This window comes from Pseudonocardia sp. WMMC193 (assembly GCF_021728735.1).
GTDB lineage: Bacteria > Actinomycetota > Actinomycetes > Mycobacteriales > Pseudonocardiaceae > Pseudonocardia > Pseudonocardia oroxyli.
On record NZ_JAKKDO010000003.1, the window covers coordinates 538,011 to 559,101 of the forward strand.

At 71.7% G+C, this 21,091-nt stretch carries 20 protein-coding genes and 1 pseudogene; 13 read left to right on the forward strand and 8 right to left on the reverse strand.

Features of this window, described 5'->3' with window-relative positions:
* Window positions 1-25 precede the first annotated feature (25 nt).
* Genes L3X23_RS03950 through L3X23_RS03975 form a run of 6 tightly spaced genes read left to right on the forward strand, consistent with a single transcriptional unit; the run spans window position 26 to window position 7,345 of the window.
* On the forward strand, window positions 26-1,357 hold the full coding sequence (locus tag L3X23_RS03950; RefSeq protein ID WP_237190732.1) for an MFS transporter: 1,332 nt from the start codon (window positions 26-28) through the stop codon (window positions 1,355-1,357).
* The gene (locus L3X23_RS03955; RefSeq protein WP_237190733.1) at window positions 1,354-2,166 is read left to right on the forward strand and encodes a mycofactocin-coupled SDR family oxidoreductase; all 813 of its coding nucleotides are present in this window, start codon (window positions 1,354-1,356) and stop codon (window positions 2,164-2,166) included. Before L3X23_RS03950 ends, L3X23_RS03955 begins: the two co-directional genes overlap by 4 nt.
* Window positions 2,167-2,194: 28 nt before the next feature.
* Window positions 2,195-3,625 (forward strand): aldehyde dehydrogenase family protein, encoded by a 1,431-nt coding sequence (locus L3X23_RS03960; RefSeq protein WP_237190734.1) that lies wholly within the window; start codon window positions 2,195-2,197, stop codon window positions 3,623-3,625.
* A gap of 59 nt (window positions 3,626-3,684) precedes the next feature.
* Window positions 3,685-4,854: a substrate-binding domain-containing protein gene (locus tag L3X23_RS03965; protein WP_237190735.1), complete on the forward strand. Its 1,170-nt coding sequence runs from the start codon at window positions 3,685-3,687 to the stop codon at window positions 4,852-4,854.
* On the forward strand, window positions 4,851-6,362 hold the full coding sequence (locus L3X23_RS03970) for a sugar ABC transporter ATP-binding protein (RefSeq protein ID WP_237190736.1): 1,512 nt from the start codon (window positions 4,851-4,853) through the stop codon (window positions 6,360-6,362). The genes L3X23_RS03965 and L3X23_RS03970 overlap by 4 nt, the downstream gene beginning before the upstream one ends.
* Before the next feature lie 2 nt (window positions 6,363-6,364).
* Complete coding sequence (locus tag L3X23_RS03975; protein ID WP_237190737.1) at window positions 6,365-7,345, forward strand: ABC transporter permease; 981 nt, start codon at window positions 6,365-6,367, stop codon at window positions 7,343-7,345.
* A 152-nt stretch (window positions 7,346-7,497) separates the two neighbouring features.
* On the opposite strand, the gene L3X23_RS03980 is transcribed toward L3X23_RS03975, so the two are convergent.
* The 8 genes from L3X23_RS03980 to L3X23_RS04015 all read right to left on the reverse strand — a co-directional run bounded on the left by L3X23_RS03980 (window position 7,498) and on the right by L3X23_RS04015 (window position 14,453).
* Window positions 7,498-7,734 carry a hypothetical protein gene (locus L3X23_RS03980; RefSeq protein WP_237190738.1) on the reverse strand — a complete coding sequence of 79 codons (237 nt, stop codon included), beginning with the start codon at window positions 7,732-7,734 and terminating at the stop codon, window positions 7,498-7,500.
* A gap of 120 nt (window positions 7,735-7,854) precedes the next feature.
* Entirely contained in the window at window positions 7,855-8,715 is an 861-nt protein-coding gene (locus L3X23_RS03985) for an alpha/beta fold hydrolase (RefSeq protein ID WP_237190739.1), read from the reverse strand.
* A 281-nt stretch (window positions 8,716-8,996) separates the two neighbouring features.
* Window positions 8,997-10,184 carry a cytochrome P450 gene (locus L3X23_RS03990; protein ID WP_237190740.1) on the reverse strand — a complete coding sequence of 396 codons (1,188 nt, stop codon included), beginning with the start codon at window positions 10,182-10,184 and terminating at the stop codon, window positions 8,997-8,999.
* An 18-nt stretch (window positions 10,185-10,202) separates the two neighbouring features.
* The gene (locus L3X23_RS03995) at window positions 10,203-10,916 is read right to left on the reverse strand and encodes a GntR family transcriptional regulator (RefSeq protein ID WP_237190741.1); all 714 of its coding nucleotides are present in this window, start codon (window positions 10,914-10,916) and stop codon (window positions 10,203-10,205) included.
* 52 nt (window positions 10,917-10,968) lie between these two features.
* Window positions 10,969-11,865, reverse strand: a complete 897-nt coding sequence (locus tag L3X23_RS04000; RefSeq protein WP_237190742.1) for a VOC family protein — start codon at window positions 11,863-11,865, stop codon at window positions 10,969-10,971.
* A 4-nt stretch (window positions 11,866-11,869) separates the two neighbouring features.
* A complete protein-coding gene (locus L3X23_RS04005; RefSeq protein ID WP_237190743.1) occupies window positions 11,870-12,316 on the reverse strand; it encodes a cupin domain-containing protein in 447 nt (148 codons plus the stop codon).
* On the reverse strand, window positions 12,313-12,765 hold the full coding sequence (locus L3X23_RS04010; protein WP_237190744.1) for a nuclear transport factor 2 family protein: 453 nt from the start codon (window positions 12,763-12,765) through the stop codon (window positions 12,313-12,315). The genes L3X23_RS04005 and L3X23_RS04010 overlap by 4 nt, the downstream gene beginning before the upstream one ends.
* A 56-nt stretch (window positions 12,766-12,821) precedes the next feature.
* The gene (locus tag L3X23_RS04015) at window positions 12,822-14,453 is read right to left on the reverse strand and encodes a bifunctional 3-(3-hydroxy-phenyl)propionate/3-hydroxycinnamic acid hydroxylase (RefSeq protein ID WP_237190745.1); all 1,632 of its coding nucleotides are present in this window, start codon (window positions 14,451-14,453) and stop codon (window positions 12,822-12,824) included.
* Window positions 14,454-14,652: 199 nt separating this feature from the next.
* On the opposite strand from L3X23_RS04015, the gene L3X23_RS04020 reads away from it, so the two are divergent.
* The 7 genes and pseudogenes from L3X23_RS04020 to L3X23_RS04050 all read left to right on the forward strand — a co-directional run.
* Window positions 14,653-15,519: a fumarylacetoacetate hydrolase family protein gene (locus L3X23_RS04020; protein WP_237190746.1), complete on the forward strand. Its 867-nt coding sequence runs from the start codon at window positions 14,653-14,655 to the stop codon at window positions 15,517-15,519.
* A 16-nt stretch (window positions 15,520-15,535) separates the two neighbouring features.
* A complete protein-coding gene (locus tag L3X23_RS04025; protein WP_237190747.1) occupies window positions 15,536-16,429 on the forward strand; it encodes a branched-chain amino acid ABC transporter permease in 894 nt (297 codons plus the stop codon).
* Complete coding sequence (locus L3X23_RS04030) at window positions 16,426-17,547, forward strand: branched-chain amino acid ABC transporter permease (protein WP_237190748.1); 1,122 nt, start codon at window positions 16,426-16,428, stop codon at window positions 17,545-17,547. The genes L3X23_RS04025 and L3X23_RS04030 overlap by 4 nt, the downstream gene beginning before the upstream one ends.
* The gene (locus tag L3X23_RS04035) at window positions 17,544-18,809 is read left to right on the forward strand and encodes an ABC transporter substrate-binding protein (RefSeq protein WP_237190749.1); all 1,266 of its coding nucleotides are present in this window, start codon (window positions 17,544-17,546) and stop codon (window positions 18,807-18,809) included. Before L3X23_RS04030 ends, L3X23_RS04035 begins: the two co-directional genes overlap by 4 nt.
* Window positions 18,806-19,681 (forward strand): ABC transporter ATP-binding protein, encoded by an 876-nt coding sequence (locus tag L3X23_RS04040; RefSeq protein ID WP_237190750.1) that lies wholly within the window; start codon window positions 18,806-18,808, stop codon window positions 19,679-19,681. The genes L3X23_RS04035 and L3X23_RS04040 overlap by 4 nt, the downstream gene beginning before the upstream one ends.
* Window positions 19,669-20,493 carry an ABC transporter ATP-binding protein gene (locus L3X23_RS04045; protein WP_237190751.1) on the forward strand — a complete coding sequence of 275 codons (825 nt, stop codon included), beginning with the start codon at window positions 19,669-19,671 and terminating at the stop codon, window positions 20,491-20,493. The genes L3X23_RS04040 and L3X23_RS04045 overlap by 13 nt, the downstream gene beginning before the upstream one ends.
* A 243-nt stretch (window positions 20,494-20,736) precedes the next feature.
* Window positions 20,737-21,027 (forward strand): annotated as a pseudogene (locus L3X23_RS04050) (aldehyde dehydrogenase family protein); the annotation flags it as partial.
* Window positions 21,028-21,091 lie beyond the last annotated feature (64 nt).

Genomic DNA, 21,091 nt, shown 5'->3' on the forward strand with positions numbered 1-21,091 from the left:
AAAGCGCTCCCTGCCGGGAACCACCGTGCGAAAGGAAGGTAGAGCCATCAGCGCCCCGGCGCCCGCCGGTCGCGGGCTGGGCCGCATCGTCACCGCGAGCGCCGCGGGCATGACGCTGGAGGCCTACGACTTCCTGCTCTACGGGTCCGCCGCGGCACTGGTTTTCAACAAACTCTTCTTCCCCAGTGACGACCCGCTCGTCGGCACCATGCTGGCCTTCCTGAGCTACGCCCTCGGCTTCTTCGCCCGACCGCTCGGCGGCATCGTGTTCGGGCACTTCGGTGACCGGATCGGGCGCAAACCGTTGCTGATCGTGAGCCTCGTGCTGATGGGCGTCGCGACGTTCGCGATCGGCCTGCTCCCCACCTACACCGTCCTCGGCGTCTGGGCCGCGGTCCTGCTCTGCACGCTTCGGCTGATCCAGGGTTTCGCCCTGGGCGGTGAGTGGGGCGGGGCGATGCTGCTGGTCGCCGAACGTGTCGACGGGCGCCGCCGTGGCTTCTGGACCGGTGTCGCCGAAGCCGGTATCCCGCTGGGGAACCTGCTGGCCACTGCGATCCTGGCCGTGCTCGCGGCGGTCCTGGACGAGGCGCAGTTCCTCTCCTGGGGCTGGCGCATACCGTTCCTGCTGTCCGCTGTCCTGCTCATCGTCGGGTTCTGGGTGCGACGCAGAGTCTCCGACGCGCCGCTGTTCCACGAGGCTCGGCCGACGAAAGCACCTGCGGTCGAGGCGCTACGTCGCTTCCCCCGCCAGGTCCTGACCTGTTGCGCGGTGCGACTGACCGAGAACATCGCCTACTACGTCGTCACGGCATTCGTGATCGTCTACGTCGTGGAGCACACCGGCGGCAGCTCCGCGGTCGTGCTCGGTGCCCTGGTCGTGGCCAACCTGGTGCAGCTGGTCGCGACGCCGGCATTCGGTGCGGTGTCCGACCGCGTCGGCCGCAGACCGGTGCTGGTGCTCGGCGCCGTCGGCACCGGCGCCTGGGCCTTCGCCTTCTTCCCGCTGCTGGACACCGGCAGCCCGGCACTCATCGCGACGGCGATGGTGGTGGGGCTGGTCTTCCACTCGGCCCTCTACGGGCCGCAGGCGGCGTTCTTCGCCGAGCAGTTTGACACCGACGTGCGCTACTCCGGCATGTCGCTCAGTGCCCAGCTGCCGACCCTGGTCGGCGGCTCCATCGCCCCGTTCATCGCCACCGCGCTCCTGGCGGCCTTCGGCACCGGCACCGCCGTCGCGGTCTACGTGCTCGCCTCCGCCGTGCTCACCACGGTCGCGGCCCTGCTCGCGCACGAGACCCATCGCCGTGACCTCGCCGTGCCCCTGCACCCCGTCCCCGAAAGGACCCCGTCATGACAGGACGTCTCGAGGGCAAGGTCGCCCTCGTCTCCGGCGCCGCCCGGGGCCAGGGCCGCTCGCATGCCGTCCGGCTCGCCGAGGAGGGCGCGAACATCGTGGCATTCGACGTGTGTCGCACCCTCGACACCGTCGAGTACCCGATGGGGACTCCCGAGGAGCTCAAGGAGACCGTTCGACTCGTCGAGCAGTTGGACCGGCGGATCCTCGTCCGGGAGGCGGACGTGCGAGACGGCGCCGCCGTGGGGGAGCTCGTCGCCGAGGCCGTGGCCGAGTTCGGCCGGCTGGACGTGGTGTGTGCCAATGCCGCGATCACCGGTTTCGTCGAGAACACCTGGTCGATCACCGACGCGCAGTGGACTGAGATGATCGGGGTCAACCTCACCGGGGTGTTCACCACGGTGCGGGCCGCCGCCCCCGCGATGATCGCAGCCGGCAACGGGGGATCGATCGTGATCACCAGTTCCAGTGCAGGCACCAAGGGCATGGTCAACCTCGGGCACTACAGCGCTGCGAAGCACGCCGTCGTCGGGCTGATGCGGACCCTGGCCAACGAGTTGGCCCCGCACATGATCCGGGTCAACACCCTGCACCCGACCGGGGTGAACACACCGTTCATCAACAACGACCACATCCGTGGCTTCATCGAGGCCAACCCGAGCTGGGCGGCCAACATGGCCAACGCCCTGCCGATCGAACACGTCGAACCGGTCGACATCTCCAACGCGATCGTCTGGCTCTCCTCCGACGAGGGCCGATACGTCACCGGTGTCTGCCTGCCGATCGACGCCGGCTTCGCCCAGCGCTGACACCGCACACCAGGAAGGCACACCCATCATGGACGTCCCCCACGCCGACGAGCTGTTCGTCGGGAGCCGCTGGACGGCCCCGCGGTCCGACGAGCGTGCCGACGTGCGCTCCCCGTTCACCACCCGGGTGATCCGCACCCTGCCCCGGCCGACGATCGCCGACGCGGAGGCCGCCGTCGCCGGCGCCGCCGCCGCGTTCGACGCCTGGAACGCGCTCCCGATCACCGAGCGGCACCGAGCGGTCGCCCGGTTCGGTGCCGGTCTCGACAAACGGATCGACGACATCAACCGGCTCTGGGCCCTCGAGGCCGGAATGCCGCTACGCAACGGCCAGGACCTCACCTCGTCAGCCTCCGAGCTGTGGAACAAGGCGCTCGACGACGCCCTGACCGCTCCGTGGGTCGAGACCCGTGACACCTGGATGGGTGCGGTCGAGGTCCGACACGAGGGCATCGGCCCGACCGTCGGGATCGTGGCCTTCAACGGCCCGCACATGCAGTTCGCCCTGGCCATCATCCCCGCTCTGCTCGCGGGAAACACGATGATCATCAAGCTGCCGCCGGAGAACCGACTGCTCGGCTACGTCTTCGCCGACGCCGCGGCCGAGGCCGACTTCCCGCCCGGGGTGCTGAGCATCCTGGCGGGCGACGCCGACGTCAGCCAGTACCTCGTCGGCCACCCCGACGTCGCCGCGGTGCACTTCACCGGCGGCACCGAGGTCGGCACCGCCGTGATGCACTCCTGCGCCGACCGCGTCGCGAACGTCGTCCTGGAGCTCGGAGGCAAGTCCGCAGCGATCGTGGCGGCGGACGCGGACCTGGACGTCGTCGTGCCCGCGCTCGTCGACTCGATGGCCCTCTACAGCGGTCAGATCTGTGTGGCGATGACCCGACTGCTGGTGGCCCGGGAGATCCACGACGAGGTCGTGGCCGGGCTCGTGGCAGGCCTTCGCGGGCTGCGGACCGGTGACCCTGCCGACCCCGACACGACCTGGGGGCCGCTCGCCGCCGAACGTTTCCTCGAGCGGGCCGAGGGCTACGTCCAACGTGCGGTCGCCGCTGGCGCCACCCTCGCCCACGGCGGGAACCGACCCGTCGACCAGGAGGGCTGGTTCCTGGAGCCGACCCTGCTGACCGACGTCACCAACGACATGGAGGTGGCGCAGAACGAGATCTTCGGCCCCGTGTTCTGCGTCATCCCGTTCGACAGCCTGGACGACGCCGTCGCACTGGCCAACGACTCCCGGTACGGCCTATCCGGGTCGATCTTCACCACCGACCACGAGGCCGGGCTCGACGTGGCACGTCGGGTGCGCTCCGGCGTGTTCGTCATCAACGCCACGTTCCCGTGTCTCGCCGCCCCGTTCGGCGGCATGAAGCAGTCCGGGTTCGGCCGCGAGGGCGGACCCGAGGGCCTCTTCGCCCTGACCCAACTCAAGGCCGTCACCCTCCCCGCCTGAACACCGCCGCCCGGCGGATCACACCGGGCACCTCCCTTCGACGATGAACGAGGTATGCCATGAACCGGTCCCTCCGCCGAGCCCTCCCCGCTCTCCTGAGCGCGGTGCTCGCCGCGGGCCTGACCGCCTGCTCGCAAGGCGGCGGGCCCGCGGCCGCGGGTCCCGCATGCGACACGGCGCCCTACGACCAGGCGATCACCGCCTACAGCGCGGGCGGGGTGCTCGCCAAGGGTCCGAACGGCGAGACCTCGCCGGACCACACGAGCATCACCCTGACCGAGGACGAGGTCGCTCGAGTGCGGGGGATGGCCGCCACGGCCGCCATCGTCATGCACTTCTCCGGCGACAGCTGGAGCAACGCCCAGGTCGCGGGCATCACCTCCGAGCTCGACCGGCTCGGGATCCGGGTGGTGGCCAAGACCGACGCGCAGGCCGATCCGGCGAAGCAGTTCTCCGACGTCGAGACCGCGCTGGCCGCGCGTCCGACCGTGATGCTGTCGATCCCGTCCCTGGACGCCACTGCCCTCGCTCCGGCGTTCCGTAAGGCCGCGGACGCGGGCGTCAAGCTCGTCTTCATGGAGAACCCCGCCAGCGGGTTCACCCCGGGAGGCGATTACGTGTCGGTGGTGGCCACGGACAACTACGGCGCCGGGGTGATCGACGCTCACCAGATGGCGAAGGCACTGTGCGGCAACGGCTCCGTCGGCGTGATCCGGCACGCCGCACAGGCCCCGACCAACGTGCTGCGTGCCCAGGGCTTCACCGACACCCTCGCGAAGGACTACCCCGGGATCAGCGTCGTCGAGGACAAGGGGCTGCTCGGCCCGGACTGGAAGGGCGAGGGCAGCTCGAGTGTCAACGCGTGGCTGACCAAGCACCCCGACCTCGGCGGGGTGTGGTGCTGGTTCGACGCGCCCTGCGAGGGCGCCATCGACGCCGCCCGCTCGACGGGGCGCCCGCTCGCGGTGACGACGGTCGACCTGGGCGACAACGTGGCGATCGACATGGCGCAGAACGCCTACGTGAAGGGGATCGCCGCCGCGCAGCCCCACCAGCAAGGTGTGGTCGAAGCCCGGCTCGCCGCCTACGGACTGCTGGGCAAGCACGCGCCGGCCTTCGTCGCTCTGCCCGCCCTGCCGGTGGACCGGGCGAACCTGCTCGACAGCTGGCAGGCCGTCTACGAGACGCCTGCGCCCGCTGATCTCCAGACGGCGCTGGAGTCCGGGTGACGGCCGCGGTGCGGATGTCCGGCATCCGCAAGTCCTTCGGTGACATCGAGGTGCTCAAAGGGGTGGACCTCGAGGTCCACCGCGGCGAGGTGCACGCCCTGCTCGGTGGCAACGGCGCGGGCAAGTCGACCCTGATGAAGATCCTTCGCGGGGTGCACCGCCCGGATGCGGGCGCCGTCGAGGTCGACGGCGTGGCCGTCGACCTCCGGTCGCCTACGGACGCCACCGCCTGTGGCGTCGGCATGGTTTTCCAGGAGCTCAGCCTGGTGCCGTCGCTGACCGTCGCCCAGAACATGCACCTCGGCCGGGAGCACCGGACCCGCGGGCTGCTCGACGACCGCCGGATGCGCCGGGAGTCCGCCGAGGTGCTCGACCGGATGGGGGTGGAGCTGGATCCCCGAGCTGTTGTCGGGGACCTCCCGGTGGGTTACCGCCAACTCGTCGAGATCGCGAAGGCACTGAGCCATCGAGCGCGCATCCTGGTCCTCGACGAGCCCACCGCCAGCCTGCCCTACAGCGAGGTCGAGCGCCTGTTCGCCCTGGTGGAGAGGCTTGCGGCACAGGACATCGCGGTGATCTACATCAGCCACCGGATGGCCGAGATCACCCGCGTCGCGGACCGGATGAGCGTGATCCGGGACGGGCGCCGCGTGCTGTGCGACGACGTGGCGGCGGTGTCACCGGAACGGGTCGCCGAGGCCATCGTCGGCCGGGAGATCCTGCAGCTCGCCGAGGCGCCCACCCGGGTGCCGGTCCCGGCGGACACCCCCACCGTGCTCTCCGTCCGCGACCTGCGGGCAGGGTCGCGAGTGCAGGACGTGTCGTTCGACCTCGCCCGCGGCGAGATCCTCGGCCTTGCCGGCTTGATCGGGAGCGGGCGGACCGAGCTCGCGCACTGCCTGTTCGGGGTCGATCGACCTGACCGCGGCACCATGTTGCTCGACGGCCGCTCCTACCGTCCGGGGGCGCCCGGGGACGCGATCGCGGCCGGGGTGATGCTCCTGCCCGAGTCCCGGGCGCAGCAGGGTCTCGTCCTGGAGCACACCATCGGCCAGAACATGCTGCTGCCGAGCCTGCGCAGGCTCGGCAGCGGCCCGCTCGTCGACGACGAGCGGGGACGGGCGCTCTGCGACGACCTGGTCGCGCGGCTGCAGATCCGCGGCGCGACCGGTCGAATCCCCGTCAGTCGGCTCTCGGGCGGCAACCAGCAGAAGGTGGCCCTCGCGAAGTGGCTGGCGTTGCGGGAGACCGGGCTGATCCCCCGGGTCCTGATCCTCGACGAGCCGACCGCGGGCGTCGACATCGCGACGAAGACCGACATCATGCACCTGGTCAGGGAGCTGGCCGACGCGGGAACCGGCGTCGTGCTGATCTCCTCGGAGCTCGAGGAGCTGCTGGCCGTCGCGGACCGGGTCCTGGTCCTGCGGTCCGGGTGTGTCACCGCCGACCTGGCACGCAGCGACATCCCCGACGAGGAGTCGCTCCAGCTCGCCATCCAAGGAGGCTGACCATGACCCTGCAGCACGAGACGGCGGCTCCGACCGACGCCCCGCAGCCGCGGCGCACCCCTCGACTCGACTGGCGCGACCACGCCATCTACATCGGGTTCGTGGTGGTGTTCCTCCTCTTCGCCGTGACCCTGGGCGCCGACGGCTTCCTCACCGGCTCCAATCTGCTCAACATCGTGCGACAGACGGCCGTCATCGCCGTGATGGCGGTGGCGGGCACGCTGGTGATCGCCGCCGCGCAGATCGACCTGTCCGTCGGGTCGGTGGCCGGCCTCTCCAGCGTGGTCACCGCGATGACCCTGTCCGCCACCGGAAACCTCCTCGTCGGCGTCCTCGCCGGGGTCGGGGTCGGACTGCTGGTCGGCGTGATCAACGGCGGGCTGGTCGCCTACGCCCGCATCCCGTCCTTCCTGGTCACCCTCGCGATGCTCGGCATCGCGGGCGGTGTGGCCCAGTGGATCTCCGGCTTCCAGCCCATCCCCATCCTGGACCGCACCTTCACCATGATCTTCGGCTCCGGGGACTTCGGCCCCATCCCGTCCTTGCTGCTGTGGGCGGTCGTCGTCGTGGCGATCGGCGTCGTCGTCATGAACAAGACGGCCTTCGGGAGACAGATCCTCGCGACCGGCGGCAATCCCGTCGCCGCGACCTTCAGCGGGGTCCGGGTCCAGCGGATCACGTTCGCCGTCCTCGTCATCTCCTCGGTCGTGGCCGCGATCGCGGGCATGCTCTACGCGGGCCGGCTCCAGTCCGGCCGCTTCCAATGGGGGACCGGGGACGAACTCTCGGTCATCGCCGCCGTGGTCCTCGGTGGCACCAGCCTCTTCGGCGGAACAGGTCGGGTCCTCGGGTCCGTCGTCGGGGCGCTCTTCGTCGGTCTGATCAACAACGGCCTCATCCTGGCCGGGCTGGACGTGAGCCAACAGATCATCATCCAAGGGGTCATCATCATCATCGCTGTAGCGTTGACCAGGAAGCGCTGACGGACGTGCAGGGTGCCCGCTGGGGAACGGTTTGAGGCACGCTTACGCCCGATCACGGGTTGGCGGGCTGACCACGGTTGACCAGTGAAAGCCGCGCTGACCAGCACCGGAGACTCTCGGCGATCACGGCTGGCGGTGTCACGGGGGACCCGTCAGGTCGTGGGTTCGTCGCCGACGACGCCTTGGTCTTCGAGGTGGAAGCGTTCGACGAAGGCGCTGTCGAGCCGGCAACGGACGTTGTCAGGGGCCTGGCGGTAGAGCTCTTGGGGGTCGTCGAGCAGCGTCATGAAGCCGTTGACGGTGTCGGCTCCGGCCATCAGGTCCTGGGTGGTGCGGTCGAGCCGTTCGGTGATGCGCCCTCGTCCGCCCCTCGTCCGCCCCGTCGCCATGCCGCGGCGCCGGGGCGGACGGCTGTCTCAGGATCACGGCGACGGATCGGCGGTACCTGCGCCGGGACCCTGCCGTGTTTCGCGGTCTCCGGCGGCTCCGACCACCTGCCCCTCGGGGGCTCACCTGCTTGCGTGCACGATCGCGCCGGCGAACGTGTCGGGCGCCTCGACCGGGACGAAGTGGCCGACCCCCGCCACGGGCTGGACGGTGACCTGCGCGAAGAACTCTCCGACACGGTCGGACCAGGCGCCCAGGAACAGGGGGTCGTGCTCGGGCCAGAGGAACGTCGTGGGGACCATGATCTTCTCGTCGGGGACCGTCTCGCCCAGGTAGCGCGCCACGACGTTTCCGGCCGCCCGGTAGTACCCGATCGACGCAACGAACGCGCCGGCGGCGCCATACACCGACGTCAGGTGCTCGAGCCGGGCGGCGTCCAGGGTGAAGTCGGGGCCGGACCAGTGGGTCCAGAAGTACTCCAGGTAGTCCCGCACAGCGTCCGGTTTCCCGTCGAGGAGCTTCTCGGCCAGGTCGAGATGATGGAATGACTGATACCAGAACTCGCGAATCGGACCTTCGCCGAGAATCCGTGACCCGACGCCTGGAGCCGGTGGCGTGATGACCATGGCGCTGAGCAGGTCGGGCCTGTCCTTCGCGAGCTGCTGACCGACCCTGCTGCCGATGTCGTAACCGCCCAGCACGACTGGGGAGAGGCCCAGCTCTTCGATCAGTCCGGTGACACTGCGGGCCTGGGCCACCATGCTGTAGTAGTCGCCGGGGTCGCGGAGGTGCTTGTCCGAGGCGCCGAAACCGCGCAGGTCCGGCACGACGACGTCGAACTCGTCCCCGAGCCTCTCGGCGACGGCCGCCATGTCCGTCCGGTCCCCAGGCCAGCCATGAAGCAGGACCACGGGCGGCCGACCAACCGATCCCAGACGGTCGAAGCTCAGGGTGAACCCATCGACCGGGGCGCTCGTCGACATGGAGAGCACGCTCCTTCCCGCACGCTTGCCCGCGACCCGACCCGAGCCGACGCACGCTCTCGCGCGTCCAACGACCCAGCATCGACGATCGTCGTCCGCGAACTCTAGTGGCTGGGAGGACAACAACCGTCAAGATCGGGCCACTCCCTCACAACGGCACAGCACGACGAGCACCTCCGCCGCTGGAGCCGACCAGGACTGTCACCCCGGTGCCGACGTCAGGTGACATCGCCATCCGGTGGGGCTCGTGATGGCGGCGGGTCGGCCGCCCGGCAGACGACTCACCGGAAGCGGATCGGCAGGGTGGCCAGGGCCAGGGCGTCCCCGCGCCCCTTCCGGCACACCTCGCCGTCCAGGGTGAGTGACGTGCCGCTGTCCACCACGACCTCGAGGGCGACCGACAGCTCTCGACGCGCCATCTGGGCGCCGAGGCAGAAGTGGATGCCGGAGCCGAAGGCCAGGTGCCGGTTGGGGCGGCGGTCGAGCCTGCAGGTCTCCGGGGCGTCGAAGTGGGTCTCGTCCCGGTTCGCCGAGGAGAAGGACAGGCCGACGACCTCGCCTGCGGACATCGGGCACCCCTGGAACTCCGTGTCCGAGGCCGCGTTGCGCGCGAAGATGCTGACGGGGGAGGAGAGCCGCAGGAACTCCTCCACGGCCGACGGGATCACCGCGCGATCCTCCCGGAGGCGGTCGAGGTCGGCGGGGTGCCGGGCGAGGTGCCAGAGGGCGTAGGAGAGGGCGGCGGCCGTGGTTTCGTGTCCGGCGACGAGCACCAGCATGGTGAAGCCGCGGATCTGGTCCTCGGTGAGGGTGCGGCCCTCGACCTCGCTGTCCAGCAGGAGGCTGATGAGGTCGTCGGAACGGTTCTCCCGTCGGGCGGCGATCAGCCCGTCGATGTAGTCGCGGAACTCGGCGCCCGCGCGGGCGGCGTCCTCGTGGTCGCGCACGCTGCCTTCGAACGAGCGGCGCACCAGGTCGACCCACAGCGACTTGTCCTCGTCCGGGAGGCCGATGAACAGGGCCAGCGCGCCGCTGGTCAGCGGCGCGGCGAAGGCGGTGGCGAGATCTCCGCCGCCGGCGGCCAGCAGGGGGTCGAGCAGCCTCTCGGCCAGGCTGCGGATCTCGCCGGTCAGGGCGTTGACGCGGCGTGGGGAGAACACGGGGGCGACGAGCTGCCGGTAGACGGTGTGGTCGGGCGGGTCGTACTCGAGCGGGAGGAACGGGAACGACCGCTGCATGCCCGACGGGATGAGCAGGGTGCCGGGGATGGCGGAGGTGAACCTCGACCAGTCGGCGGCGGCGGCGACCACGTCGTCGTAGCGGGTGAGCAGCCAGAAGCCTCCGTAGCGGCTGCTGTGGCTGACCGGCCGATCGCGGCGCAGGTGCTGGTAGGTGGGCCACGGGTCGGCGACGAACGCGGGGTCGTGGTGGTCCAGCTCGTCGTCGGACAGTCCTGGCAGCGTGGTCATCGATGTCCTCGTCGGTGCTCAGCGTTCGTGGGTGTCGGTCTCCGCGGCGGCGCCCGGGTCGGGGGTCAACCCGCTGGCCAGGACGATGGCCGTCGTCGTCTCGTAGTGCGTGCGCAGCGCCTCGAGTGCCTCCGGCACGTTCCGGGCGAGGGCTGCGTCGGCGATGCGCCGGTGTTCCTCGTCGACGTTCCGCTTGCCGCCCGAGGCCGGTGCGCTCCAGCGCCGGTAGAGCTCCATCGTGTCGGAGAGCTGCTCGCAGAAGTCGGTGAGCAGGGGGAACCCGCCGCCCGCGAGGAGCGTGCGGTGGAAGGCCCGGTGGGCCGTGGACCAGTCGTCGGTCATCAGATCGGGGTTGTCGGGTGCGCGGCGCGGGGTGCGGGTGAGACGGTGCAGGGCGGCGAGCACGTCGGACTCCCACGCCAGATCGCCGCGCTCGATCGCCAGGCGCAGGGCCAGTCCCTCGTTGACCACGCGCAGCTCGGTGAGGTCGGCGAGCTCCCGGCGGGACAGGGACGTGACCCGGAAGCCCTGGTTGTGCGAGCTGGTGACCAGGCGTTGCTCGGCCAACCGGGTCAGCGCCTCGCGCATGACCCCCACGCTGACGTCGAACTCCCGGCCCAGCTCTGCGGGCTTGAGGCGGTGGCCGGGGGGCAGCTTCCCGTCGAGCACGGCTCGGCGCAGGCGTTGGTAGACGTCCAGGCCGAGGGTCTCGGCATCTCCTCGACGGGCCATCGTCAGGAAGCACCTCGTGTGTGCGGGCGCGGCGTGGACACCGGCGAGGGCATCATCGGGACGGCCGGGTCAGCGGGCGGTGGCCCCACGCGCTGATGTGGTCGTAGTGGTCCTCGGCCCAGTCCTCGCCGACTTCGACCGCGCCCCAGCCGAACTCGTAGTCGAAGCCGCTCGGGGTGGTCGCGTAGAAGGAGAACATCCGGTCGTTGGGGTGGCGGCCGAGGCTCCGGTTGATCGTCAGGCCTGCGTCGAGCGCGCGGTCGAACGCCATGCCGACGGCGTCGAGCGAGTTGGCCTGGACCATGAAGTGCAGCAGCTTCTTGGGGTAGGTGGAGCGGGCACCGCGCTGCACGAGCGCGATGCTGTGGTGTCGCCGGTTGCAGTGCAGGAAGGCGGCGTGGGAGACGCCGTGGGGGGTCTCCTGGCCCGAGGTGTCGGAGACGCGGAAGGGCAGGACCTCCGTCCAGAACGCCAGCGCCTCCGGCAGGTCGTCGATCATGAAGACCGCGTGCCCCAGGCCCTGTGCGCCGGTGAGGAACCCGCCGGGCACCAGGTGTGCGTCCAGGGGGTCCCGGGAGTGGTACGGCGCGCTCGCGAGCTCGACGGTGACCCCGCCGGGCGCGGTGAAGCGGTGCAGCCGCTTGACCCGGCGGTCTCGGGCCTCCTCGTCGTCGCACTCCTGCACGGGCACGCCCGCGGCCGCGAGCCGGTCGAGGACGTCCTGCAGCGCGTGGCTGTTGAGCGCGGTCAAGCCGACGGCGACGACGTCGTCCGCGGGCCCGCGTCGGACGAGGAAGCGTTGCTGGAGCTCGTCCATCCGCACCCGCAGCACGCCCTCCGAGGGGGCGCCGTCGACCGCCATGCCCAGCGTCGTCGCCGCGAACTCGGCCCAGGTGTCGAGGTCGGAGACCTCGAGCACGAGGTATCCCAGTTGGAGGTCCTGGCGCACGGTGCTACTCCCTTTCCTGGCGGGGCTGCAGAGACGGTGTCCGGTCGGCGCGCTCGGCGTCCTGGTAGGCGGTGAGCGCGCGGAAGTCGTCTCGGACGGGCGCGAAGACGTCGATGTTGAGGACGCGCTCGTCGCCGACCGGTTGGGCTCCGTGCGGAACGTCGCCGGGGATGTGCAGGACCGCGGGCGCCTCGAGGACGTAGACGTCCTCCCCGACGAAGAACTCCAGCGTCCCGCTGAGCACGAAGCTGAGCTGGTCGAACGGGTGCGAATGCTGCCCGGAGCTGCGGAACCCGGGCTCGAACCAGTTCACCGTGACCAGCGAGCCGTCGCTGCGGATGCCCGTGCGGGACAGCCCGGGCTTGAGCAGCTCGAGCGGCATCTGGTCGAACCGGTAGGCCTTCGGCCGCCCGGACAGGGGCCCGGCCCCGGGGGCGTGGTCCGCGGTCATCGGGCCGCCTCGCGGTCCGGGTCGGTGAACACCCGCTCGATCGAGCGGGACGCGAACAGCCACCGGTCGCCCTCCCGGGCGTAGACGTCGGTGTAGTCGAGCACGAGCAGGGGCCAGCTCGGGCCCGTGCCCGCGCCGTCGTGGCGGTAGAGCAGCGTCATCAGGGTGCCGCGGACGGTGCCGTCCGCGCCGGTGCGCAGCCGGAGGTTGGTGTGCACGTGGCGCGAGGTCCGTTCGGTGAGGGTGGCTCGCCGGTCGGCCCAGCCTTGCAGTGCGGCCTGCCCGACGAGGGGGTCGCCGAGCCCGAGCAGCTCTCCGTCGGCAGTGTAGAGCCGGGGGAGGTCCCGGGGATCGCCGTGGTCGAGGATCCAGGCGTGCTCGGCGACGAGCTCCTCGATGCCGGCTCGGACGTCCGCGGTGACCCGGTCCGGCCCGCTGGTCACGGTCATGTCGGTGCTCCTTCCGCGGCAAGGACGATCTTGCCGGAGTGTCTTCACCACAGCCCTCACACGACCACCGGCCGATCGTCGAGCGCACGGCTCGTCGGCGCGGGGTAGTAGCGGGCGAGGGCGTCGGCGACCGCCGCGGCGTCGGCGGCGGCGAAGTCGGCGGCGACGTAGCGGTCCGGGCGCACGAGCAGGTACCGGGCCGTCGCGCCGGGAGTGGGGTCGAGGTGCAGGGCGGGGTGTTGCTCCGCCACGACGGTGACGCCGGGCCGCCTGCGCGGGATCCGCCCGCGCGGCAGCACGACCACGATCCCGGCCCCGACGCGCTCGGCGAGCCGGTGCCCGGGGTCGGGGATCGCGGCCGACTGGGTGTCGGTCAGGACGACCAGCGCCCAGCCGGTGCCCAGGGCGTCGTCGAGCAGGCCGATGGCGCCCGCCTCGTCGATGACCGGGCCCTGCGGCAGGGGCGCGCCGACGAAGGAGCCCTCGGCGGGCCCGACCGCGGGCACGGCGACGCCCCGGGACACGTCCGGGCGGGGCACGAACCGCAGCTCGGTGACGTGGCGGTGCACCGGCGGGACCAGTCGCAGCGCGCGCAGCACGAGGTCTCGCGCCGCGGCTCTGCGGGGGCGACTGGTCATCACGAGCGCGCCGAGTCGGTACGAGAACCGCACCATCGCGGACGCGTGCGGCCGTCGTTCGGTCTCGTAGCTGTCCAGCAGCCCGTCCGTGGCCCGACCCGCCAGCACGGCGGAGAGCTTCCAGCTCAGGTTGCGGACGTCCCGGATGCCGGTGTTGAGGCCCTGACCGGCGAACGGCGGCATGAGGTGCGCCGCGTCGCCCGCGAGGAAGAGGCGCCCGACCCGCCAGCGCTCGGCGACGAGCTGGTGGGCGACGTACACCGCCGCGCGCCGCACCTGGTCGGGCCGCACCGTGCGGAAGGGCGCCAACAGGGCGGCGACGAAATCCGGCTGCAGCACCTCCTCGGCGCGCTCTCCCGGCAGGAGCATGAACTCGTACCGGCAGCGACCGCCGCTGCCGGGGACGACGACGTGCGGGCGGCGCGGATCGCAGTGGAACTCGGTGTCGCCGTGGTCGCGGGGGTCGTCGACGACGTCGAGGACGATCCAGGGGTGCTTCTGGCTCGACCCGGTCATCCGGACGCCGAGGGACGTGCGCACCAGGCTCTTGCCGCCGTCGCACCCGACGACGTACCGGGCGCGCAGGGTCCGGACTCCCGACGGGCTCTCGAGGGTCACGTCCACGCCGTCCGCGTCCTGGGCCAGGGCGATGGCGGCGCAGCCGAACTCGAGCGACGCCGCCGGGGCGTCCTCGACCGCCCGGCGGTGGACGCGGACGTAGCCGGGCTGGTCGAAGAGCGTCTTGACCGGGAAGCCCTGACGCATCGCGGCGGGCTGGGTGCGGACCAGCAGCTGACCGCGCGCGCCGTAGTAGCGCGAACCGGACACCCACACGAGATCCGGTCGCAGGGCGTCGACGAGCCCGAGCCGGTGGGCGGTGCGCAGCGACTCGTCCGCCAAGGCGATCGCGCGGGGCTCGTCCACGGTGTCCGCAGCCGCCTCGACGACGTGGACCCGGGTGCCGTCCGCGGCGAGCAGTGCGGCGAGGGTCAGGCCCGTCGGGCCGGCACCGACGACCAGGACGTCGACCTCTCGGTCCGGCGGCGTCATCGACACGCGATCCCCTCCTCCGCCCGATCCGACGATGGCCGGGCCGCCCTATGAAGCCACTCGGGAGTCGAATCGTCAAGCCGAGAAATGAGTCTTGTCAAAAGAGTCGACTCTTGTACCGTAGGGCCGCCCACGGCGGAGTGGCCGGCAGCCCTGCCTCCGGTTCCCGCCCGTGGTCGAGGATTCGGGAGGAGCTCACGTGCGGTTGGTGTCCTACATGTCGGAGGGCTCGGACGAGCCGCGGTTCGGCCGGATCGTGACCGACGGCGCGACCGAAGGCGTGGTCGACGGGTGCGGCGCGACGGGCGGGCGGTTCCGGTCCGTGCGCGAGGTCCTGGCGGCGGGTGCGCTCCGGGAGCTGGCGGCGGCGACCGAGGGCCGCGCCGCGGACCTACCGGTCGCGTCGGTCACGTTGCTGCCGCCCGTCCCCGATCCCGCGAAGATCATCTGTGTCGGGGTCAACTACCGGTCGCACCTGGACGAGACCCGGCGTCCGGACAACGCCCACCCCACCCTGTTCTCGCGCTTCCCCGACACGCAGATCGGGCACGACCAGCCCGCCGTCCGCCCGGCGGAGACGAGCCGGTTCGACTACGAGGGCGAGCTCGCGGTCGTGATCGGTGCGCGGGCGGACCACGTGCCCGAGGCCGAGGCCGCGCAGGTGGTGGCAGGCTATTCCTGCTACGACGACCTCAGCGTCCGCGACTGGCAGCGCCACACCAGCCAGTTCCTCCCCGGCAAGAACTTCCGGGCCACCGGGGGCTTCGGTCCCTGGCTGGTCACGGCCGACGAGGTCGACGACATCTCCGCCGCCACGTTGCGGACCCGGGTCAACGGGGAGCTGCGCCAGGAGGCCTCGATCAGCCAGCTGATCTTCGGCATCCCGGAGCTGATCGCCTACATCACCACGTTCACCGTGCTCGCCCCCGGGGACGTCATCGTCACCGGCACCCCGGGCGGCGTCGGCCTCTTCCGGGACCCGCCGGTCTTCCTCGCCGACGGGGACCTCGTCGAGGTCGAGATCACCGGGATCGGCAGGCTCGTCAACCCGGTGGTGGCGGCATGAGGTCCGGACGGTCGCGATGGGCGCGCTGACCGGCATCCTGGTCGGGGGCGCGGCGACCGGCTGCGTCTACGCCCTGCTCGCCGCCGCCTACACGCTGGTGTTCAAGGCCTCGCACACGGTGCCGCTGATGTTCGGCGCCTTCCTGCTCCTGGGCGGCTACGGCGCCTTCCAGCTCGGTCCCCGCACGACCGGACTGCCCTTCTTCGCCGCGACCGCGGTGGCCGTCCTCGTGGTGGCCGCCGTGGCCTGGGCGGTCCAGCGGGCCGTCGCCCGGCCCCTCATCGCCGCCCGACCAGACGCGCTGATCATCGCCACCGTCGGGCTCGACCTGGCGATCCGGTCGCTGCTCAGCGCCAACGACACCTGGGCGCTCAACTCCGCCGAGGTCGGGTCGGGGTGGGAGTCGTCGGTCCATCCGGCGGGGGTCGCGGTCGCGGTCTCCGACGTCTGGATCGTCGGGATCAGTGTGGTGCTGCTCGGCGGGCTGGGCGCCGCGGTGCTCGGTACCCGGTGGGGTCTGACCATGCGCGCCTGCGCCGCCGACCGCGAGGCCGCCCGCGCCCAGGGCATCTCGACCACCCGCAACCTGGCCTCGGTCTGGGTGATCGCGGCGGTGCTCGCCGCGGTCGCCGGGATCCTGGTCGGCACCTTCCCCCGCACCCTGGACCTCGCCAACCACACCTGGGCGCTGCGGGCGCTGCCCGCGGTCGTCATCGGAGGCCTGGGCTCGCTGCGCGGAGCCGTCGTGGGCGGGCTGGTGGTGGGGTACGCCGAGGTGCTCACCGCCGCCTACCAGCCCGCCGCACTCGGGGGGAACTTCCAGCTGGTCTTCCCCTTCGTCGTGATGTTCGTCGTCCTGCTGGTGCGCCCGCAGGGACTCTTCGGTCGGGCGGAGGTGGCGCGGATATGACCTCCACTCCGGAGCGGACCGGGACGGCGCAGGCGACGGTCGCCGAGGTCCCGCGCGGCGTCCGATCCGCGCCGTCCCGGCGGATCTGGCCCGGTGTGCTCGGGCTGGTCGCCGTGATCGCCCTGACCGCACTCCTGGGCTCGCCGACGCAGCTGCGTTCCGCGATCCTCGTCGTCTGCTACGCGATCGCCGCGATCGGGCTGTCGGTGCTGGCAGGCACCACCCGCATCGTCAACCTGGGGGTCGCGGCGTTCTTCGGGCTCGGGGCGTTCGTCTGCGCCGCGCTGCTGCCCGTCGTGGAGCTTCCGGTCGCCCTGGTGGCGGCGGCCGCCGCCGGGATGGTCCTCGGGCTGGTGACGGCGCCCATCGCGGGGCGCCTGACCGGGGTGTTCATGGCCATCCTCACCATCGGTCTGACCCTGCTCGCCCAGCACGTCTTCCGCATCCTGCCGGGCTGGACCGGCGGCACGGCCGGTCGGACCGTCGCCGCCCCGATCGTCGGTGGCATCCGGGTCGACCGCGACGTCGTCGTCGGCGGGGCGACGGTCTCCGGTGAGGTCGGCTACCTCCTGGTCTGCTCACTGGTGCTCGTCCTCGTCGTCGTCGCGACGTCCAACCTGCTGCGATCGCGCATCGGGCGGGCCCTGAACACCTTGGCGACCTCACCGGTCGCCGCGCGCAGCTTCGGCATCAACCCGGCCCGGCTGCGCAGCACCGCGTTCCTCTACTCCTCGGCGCTGGCGGCGGTGGGCGGCGGCCTCTTCGCCGGCTACAGCGGGTTCGTCACCTACGAGCAGTTCAATGTGGAGCTGTCCATCGAGCTCCTGGCGGTCGTCGTCCTCGGCGGTCTCGGTTCGGTGTACGGCGTCCTCCTCGCCGCCCTGGTGCTCGTGGGACTGCCCGAGCTCGTGCTCGCCCTGCACCACTGGCTGCCGTTCATCGCCCCGGCGGGCAGCACCGACGGAATCACCGCCGAGCAGTTCAGTGCCGTTCTGTTCGGGGTGGCCCTCGCCGTCGTCATGGTCGTCGAGCCCGGTGGGCTCGCGGGTCTGGCGCGGCGGGGGGCGCCCCGCATCCGGTCCGTCCTTCCCCTCCACCACACCAGGAGCGCTCGATGAAGAGATCTCTGCGACCGTTGACGGTGGCCGCCGCCTGCCTGTGCCTCGCCCTCGCCGGGTGCGTGTCCCAGCCCGCTCCGGGACCCGGCCCGAACGCTCAGGGCGGCGCCTGCGCGGAGAGCCCCGGGGTGACCCGGGACTCGATCGCCCTCGGGGTGCTGACCGACCTCAGCGGACCGGTCTCGGCGGGCGGGGTGCCCTGGAGCAAGGGGGTGCAGGCCTACTTCGACCACGTCAACGCCACCGAGGGCGGGGTGGGCGGACGTCGGATCGAGGTGAAGGTCGCCGACCACGGCTACGCGCCCCCGGCGGCCCTGCAGCGCTACCAGGAGCTGGAGCCCACGGTGCTGGCGCTGCCCCTGGGCTTCGGGTCGGCGGCCAACAACGCCGTCGCGGGCAGGCTGGTCGACGACTGCATGTCCCTGATCGCCAACAACGGCAGCCTCACCGACAGCAAGCCGAACGTCTTCTACAACGCCTCCACCTACGAGAGCCAGGCGTTGACCGGCATCAGCTGGTACCTGAAGGACCACCCGAACCCCCGCGTCGCCCTCCTCTACCAGGGCGACGTGTACGGGGAGGGCGTCAAGGCCGCGCTGGAGTACGCGGCCGCGCAGCGCGGGTTCGAGATCGTCAGCGCGCAGTCCTACGCCGTGGGCGACCAGTCCTTCAGCGGCCAGCTCGCCGCGATCACCGCCGCCCGGCCGGACGTGGTCGTCATGGCCACCACGGTGGGGGCCACCTTCACCTTCTTCGGCGCCGCGCAGGCGGCGGGCGCGACGTGGGACTGGCTCGGCATCCAGCCGACCTTCGCCCCCGCGGTGCTCGGGCTGCCCATCCGGGACGCCTACCTGCGCGACTTCACCATCACCACCGGACAGCCGCTCGTCGCAGGCGGCGGCCCGGCGACGACCGTCGCCTACGACACGCTGCGCGCGGTGTCGCCCGCCCTCGCCGACGACCCGTCGAGCCTGCTCGGGTGGCAGGCCGCCTACCTCATGCACCAGGCCCTGCTCGTCGCCGACAGGTCCCCGTCCGGGCTGACCCGCGGATCCGTCCTGGACGCCCTGTCGCACCTCGACGTGCAGGCCGACGGCCTGGGCCCGGGCGGGTTCCGCTTCGACCCCGCCTCCGCCGAACCCGGGGTGCCCTACGACCAGGCCTCGATCGTGCGGATCGACCCCGCGGCCCCGGGGTTCCTGACACCGGTGGAGCGCTACACCACCTCGGACCTGGTCGCCGGCTTCCTGCAGCGTCGATGACCGAGCCGAGCACCGAGCCCTCCACCGAGCCGTCCACCGAGCCGACACGGCCGCCGGAGCACGGGGCCGCTGCCCGCGGTCCCGTGCTCCTCGCAGTCGAGCAGGCCCACGTCGGCTACGCCGGCGGCCTGCCGGTGCTGCGCGGGGTGGACCTGGAGGTGTGCGCAGGCCAGGCGGTGGCGCTGCTCGGCGCCAACGGCAGCGGGAAGACCACGCTGCTGCGCACCGTCACCGGTCTGCTGCGGGAACAAGGCGGGATGCTCACGTCGGGATCCGTGCGCTTCGACGGCGTCGAGGGCACCGCGGACACCGGTGACCTCGTCCGGCGAGGGATGGCGCAGGTCCTCGAGGGCAGGCGACTGTTCCGGGACCTGACGGTCGAGGAGAACCTCCTCCTGGGGGCGGCCACCGTCCGGTCGGCGGCGGAGCGCAGGACCCGGCTCGCGGCGCTGTGCGACCGCTTCCCGCTCCTGCCCCGCACCCTGAAGACCCAGGCCGGACTGCTGTCCGGCGGGCAGCAGCAGATCGTCGCGATCGCCCGCGCCATCATGAGCTCACCGCGCCTGCTGATCCTCGACGAGCCCAGCCTCGGACTCTCACCCGCCGCGGTCGCCGAGGTCCGGGACCTGCTCGCCGAGCTCGTCGAGCAGGGCACGACCCTCCTGCTGGTCGAGCAGAACGTGCGCATGGCGCTGTCGGTCGCGCATCGCGGCGCGGTCATGGAGCGGGGCCGGATCGTCAGGACGGGAACCGCCGCCGACCTGCTCGCCCACGGCCTCACCACCTCACTCGCCGGCGCGGAGACCCACCCCCGCCTGCCCGGCGACCCACTGGACGACGACCGCTACCCGGAGCTGCCATGGACGAGATGACGACCGCGATCGGCGTCGTCCGGCCGCCGGACAGCGGTGCTCCGCTGCTGACGGTCCAGGACGTCACCCTGCGGTTCGGCGGCCTGACCGTGCTCGACTCCGTCGGCTTCACGGTGCGGCAGGACGAGGTGCTCGCCGTCATCGGGCCGAACGGCGCGGGCAAGACCTCGCTGTTCAACGTCCTCACCCGCAACTACCGATCCCAGTCCGGAACGGCCCGGCTGCACACGGCCGGGGGAGAGGTCGACCTGTTCCGGACACCCGCGCACCGGCTCGTCCAGCTCGGCATCGCCCGCACCTTCCAGAACCTCCAGCTCATCGACCACCTCACCGTGCTCGAGAACGTCCTGGTCGGGCGCCATCACCTGCACCGCGCCGGCGCCGTAGCCTGCATGCTGTGGGTGGGCCGGGCGGCGAGGGAACAGCGCGCGCACGCGCGGATCGCGCTGGACACACTGGAGTTCCTCGGCCTCGGCGACGTGGCGGGGGCGACGGTCGCGACGCTGTCCTACGGCACCCGCAAGAAGGTCGAGCTGGCCCGAGCGCTCGCCACCCGCCCGCGGATCCTGCTCCTGGACGAACCCGCGGCCGGGCTGAACGACGCCGAGACCGCCGAGATGGCGGCCGTCCTGCGCCTGCTCCGGCGGAGCGGGACCTGCACACCCGTCCTGATCGAGCACGACGTCGAGATGGTGCTGAGCACCGCGGACCGGATGGTGGCTCTGGACTTCGGCAAGGTCCTCGCCGAAGGCCCCACCCGGGACGTCGCCGCACACCCGGACGTCGTCGCCGCGTACTTCGGGGCCGGCTGAGCGGGAGGCGGCGGCCGATGCTCCGGCGGGCCACGGATCGGGGCGGCTCCGGCTGTCCACGGGCCGCTCGAGTCGGCGCGTGTCAGTACTATGATCGCCCGGATCAACGGCGGGAGCAGCACGAGGAGGTGCAGCGTCAGTCCAGCAGCGGCAGGGCGCACCGTCTTGAGCAAGGCCTTCGCGATCCTCGAGTGCTTCGGGGTCGAGCTGGGCATCGATCAAGTGACGAAGACGGCAGACTCGTTCTCCAGCCTGGACGAGGCGGTCCGGCTCGCGAACGGAACGGAGTACGGCCTGTCGCTGGGCATCCTCACGCGCGATGTCATGAAGGGCTTGGCGCTCGCGGAGCGGATCCCGTCCGGCCTGGTCCACATCAACGACCAGACCGTCAACGACGAGGCGCTGGTCCCCTTCGGCGGCGTGGGGGAGTCCGGCACCGGCTCCCGGCACGGTGGCGCCGAGGCGAACCTGGACGCGTTCACGGACGTCCAGTGGGTCACCGTGCGAGGCGATCTCCCGCAGTACCCCTTCTAGCCGGCGTCCCCCGCGCCCCGCACCGAGGGGGGCGGCTCTCCGCCGAGCTGGGCTCGGCGGAGAG

Excerpts from the sequence above, each read along its gene's own strand:
- L3X23_RS04030 (WP_237190748.1), top strand. The coding sequence starts at position 16,426 with ATGACCTCCACTCCGGAGCGGACCGGGACGGCGCAGGCGACGGTCGCC.
- L3X23_RS03960 (WP_237190734.1), top strand. The coding sequence starts at position 2,195 with ATGGACGTCCCCCACGCCGACGAGCTGTTCGTCGGGAGCCGCTGGACG.
- L3X23_RS03995 (WP_237190741.1), bottom strand. The coding sequence starts at position 10,916 with ATGGCCCGTCGAGGAGATGCCGAGACCCTCGGCCTGGACGTCTACCAA.
- L3X23_RS04040 (WP_237190750.1), top strand. The coding sequence starts at position 18,806 with ATGACCGAGCCGAGCACCGAGCCCTCCACCGAGCCGTCCACCGAGCCG.
- L3X23_RS04010 (WP_237190744.1), bottom strand. The coding sequence starts at position 12,765 with ATGACCGTGACCAGCGGGCCGGACCGGGTCACCGCGGACGTCCGAGCC.
- L3X23_RS03980 (WP_237190738.1), bottom strand. The coding sequence starts at position 7,734 with ATGGCGACGGGGCGGACGAGGGGCGGACGAGGGCGCATCACCGAACGG.
- L3X23_RS04035 (WP_237190749.1), top strand. The coding sequence starts at position 17,544 with ATGAAGAGATCTCTGCGACCGTTGACGGTGGCCGCCGCCTGCCTGTGC.
- L3X23_RS03990 (WP_237190740.1), bottom strand. The coding sequence starts at position 10,184 with ATGACCACGCTGCCAGGACTGTCCGACGACGAGCTGGACCACCACGAC.
- L3X23_RS04045 (WP_237190751.1), top strand. The coding sequence starts at position 19,669 with ATGGACGAGATGACGACCGCGATCGGCGTCGTCCGGCCGCCGGACAGC.
- L3X23_RS03975 (WP_237190737.1), top strand. The coding sequence starts at position 6,365 with ATGACCCTGCAGCACGAGACGGCGGCTCCGACCGACGCCCCGCAGCCG.
- L3X23_RS04015 (WP_237190745.1), bottom strand. The coding sequence starts at position 14,453 with ATGACGCCGCCGGACCGAGAGGTCGACGTCCTGGTCGTCGGTGCCGGC.
- L3X23_RS03955 (WP_237190733.1), top strand. The coding sequence starts at position 1,354 with ATGACAGGACGTCTCGAGGGCAAGGTCGCCCTCGTCTCCGGCGCCGCC.
- L3X23_RS04025 (WP_237190747.1), top strand. The coding sequence starts at position 15,536 with ATGGGCGCGCTGACCGGCATCCTGGTCGGGGGCGCGGCGACCGGCTGC.
- L3X23_RS03985 (WP_237190739.1), bottom strand. The coding sequence starts at position 8,715 with ATGTCGACGAGCGCCCCGGTCGATGGGTTCACCCTGAGCTTCGACCGT.
- L3X23_RS04005 (WP_237190743.1), bottom strand. The coding sequence starts at position 12,316 with ATGACCGCGGACCACGCCCCCGGGGCCGGGCCCCTGTCCGGGCGGCCG.
- L3X23_RS03965 (WP_237190735.1), top strand. The coding sequence starts at position 3,685 with ATGAACCGGTCCCTCCGCCGAGCCCTCCCCGCTCTCCTGAGCGCGGTG.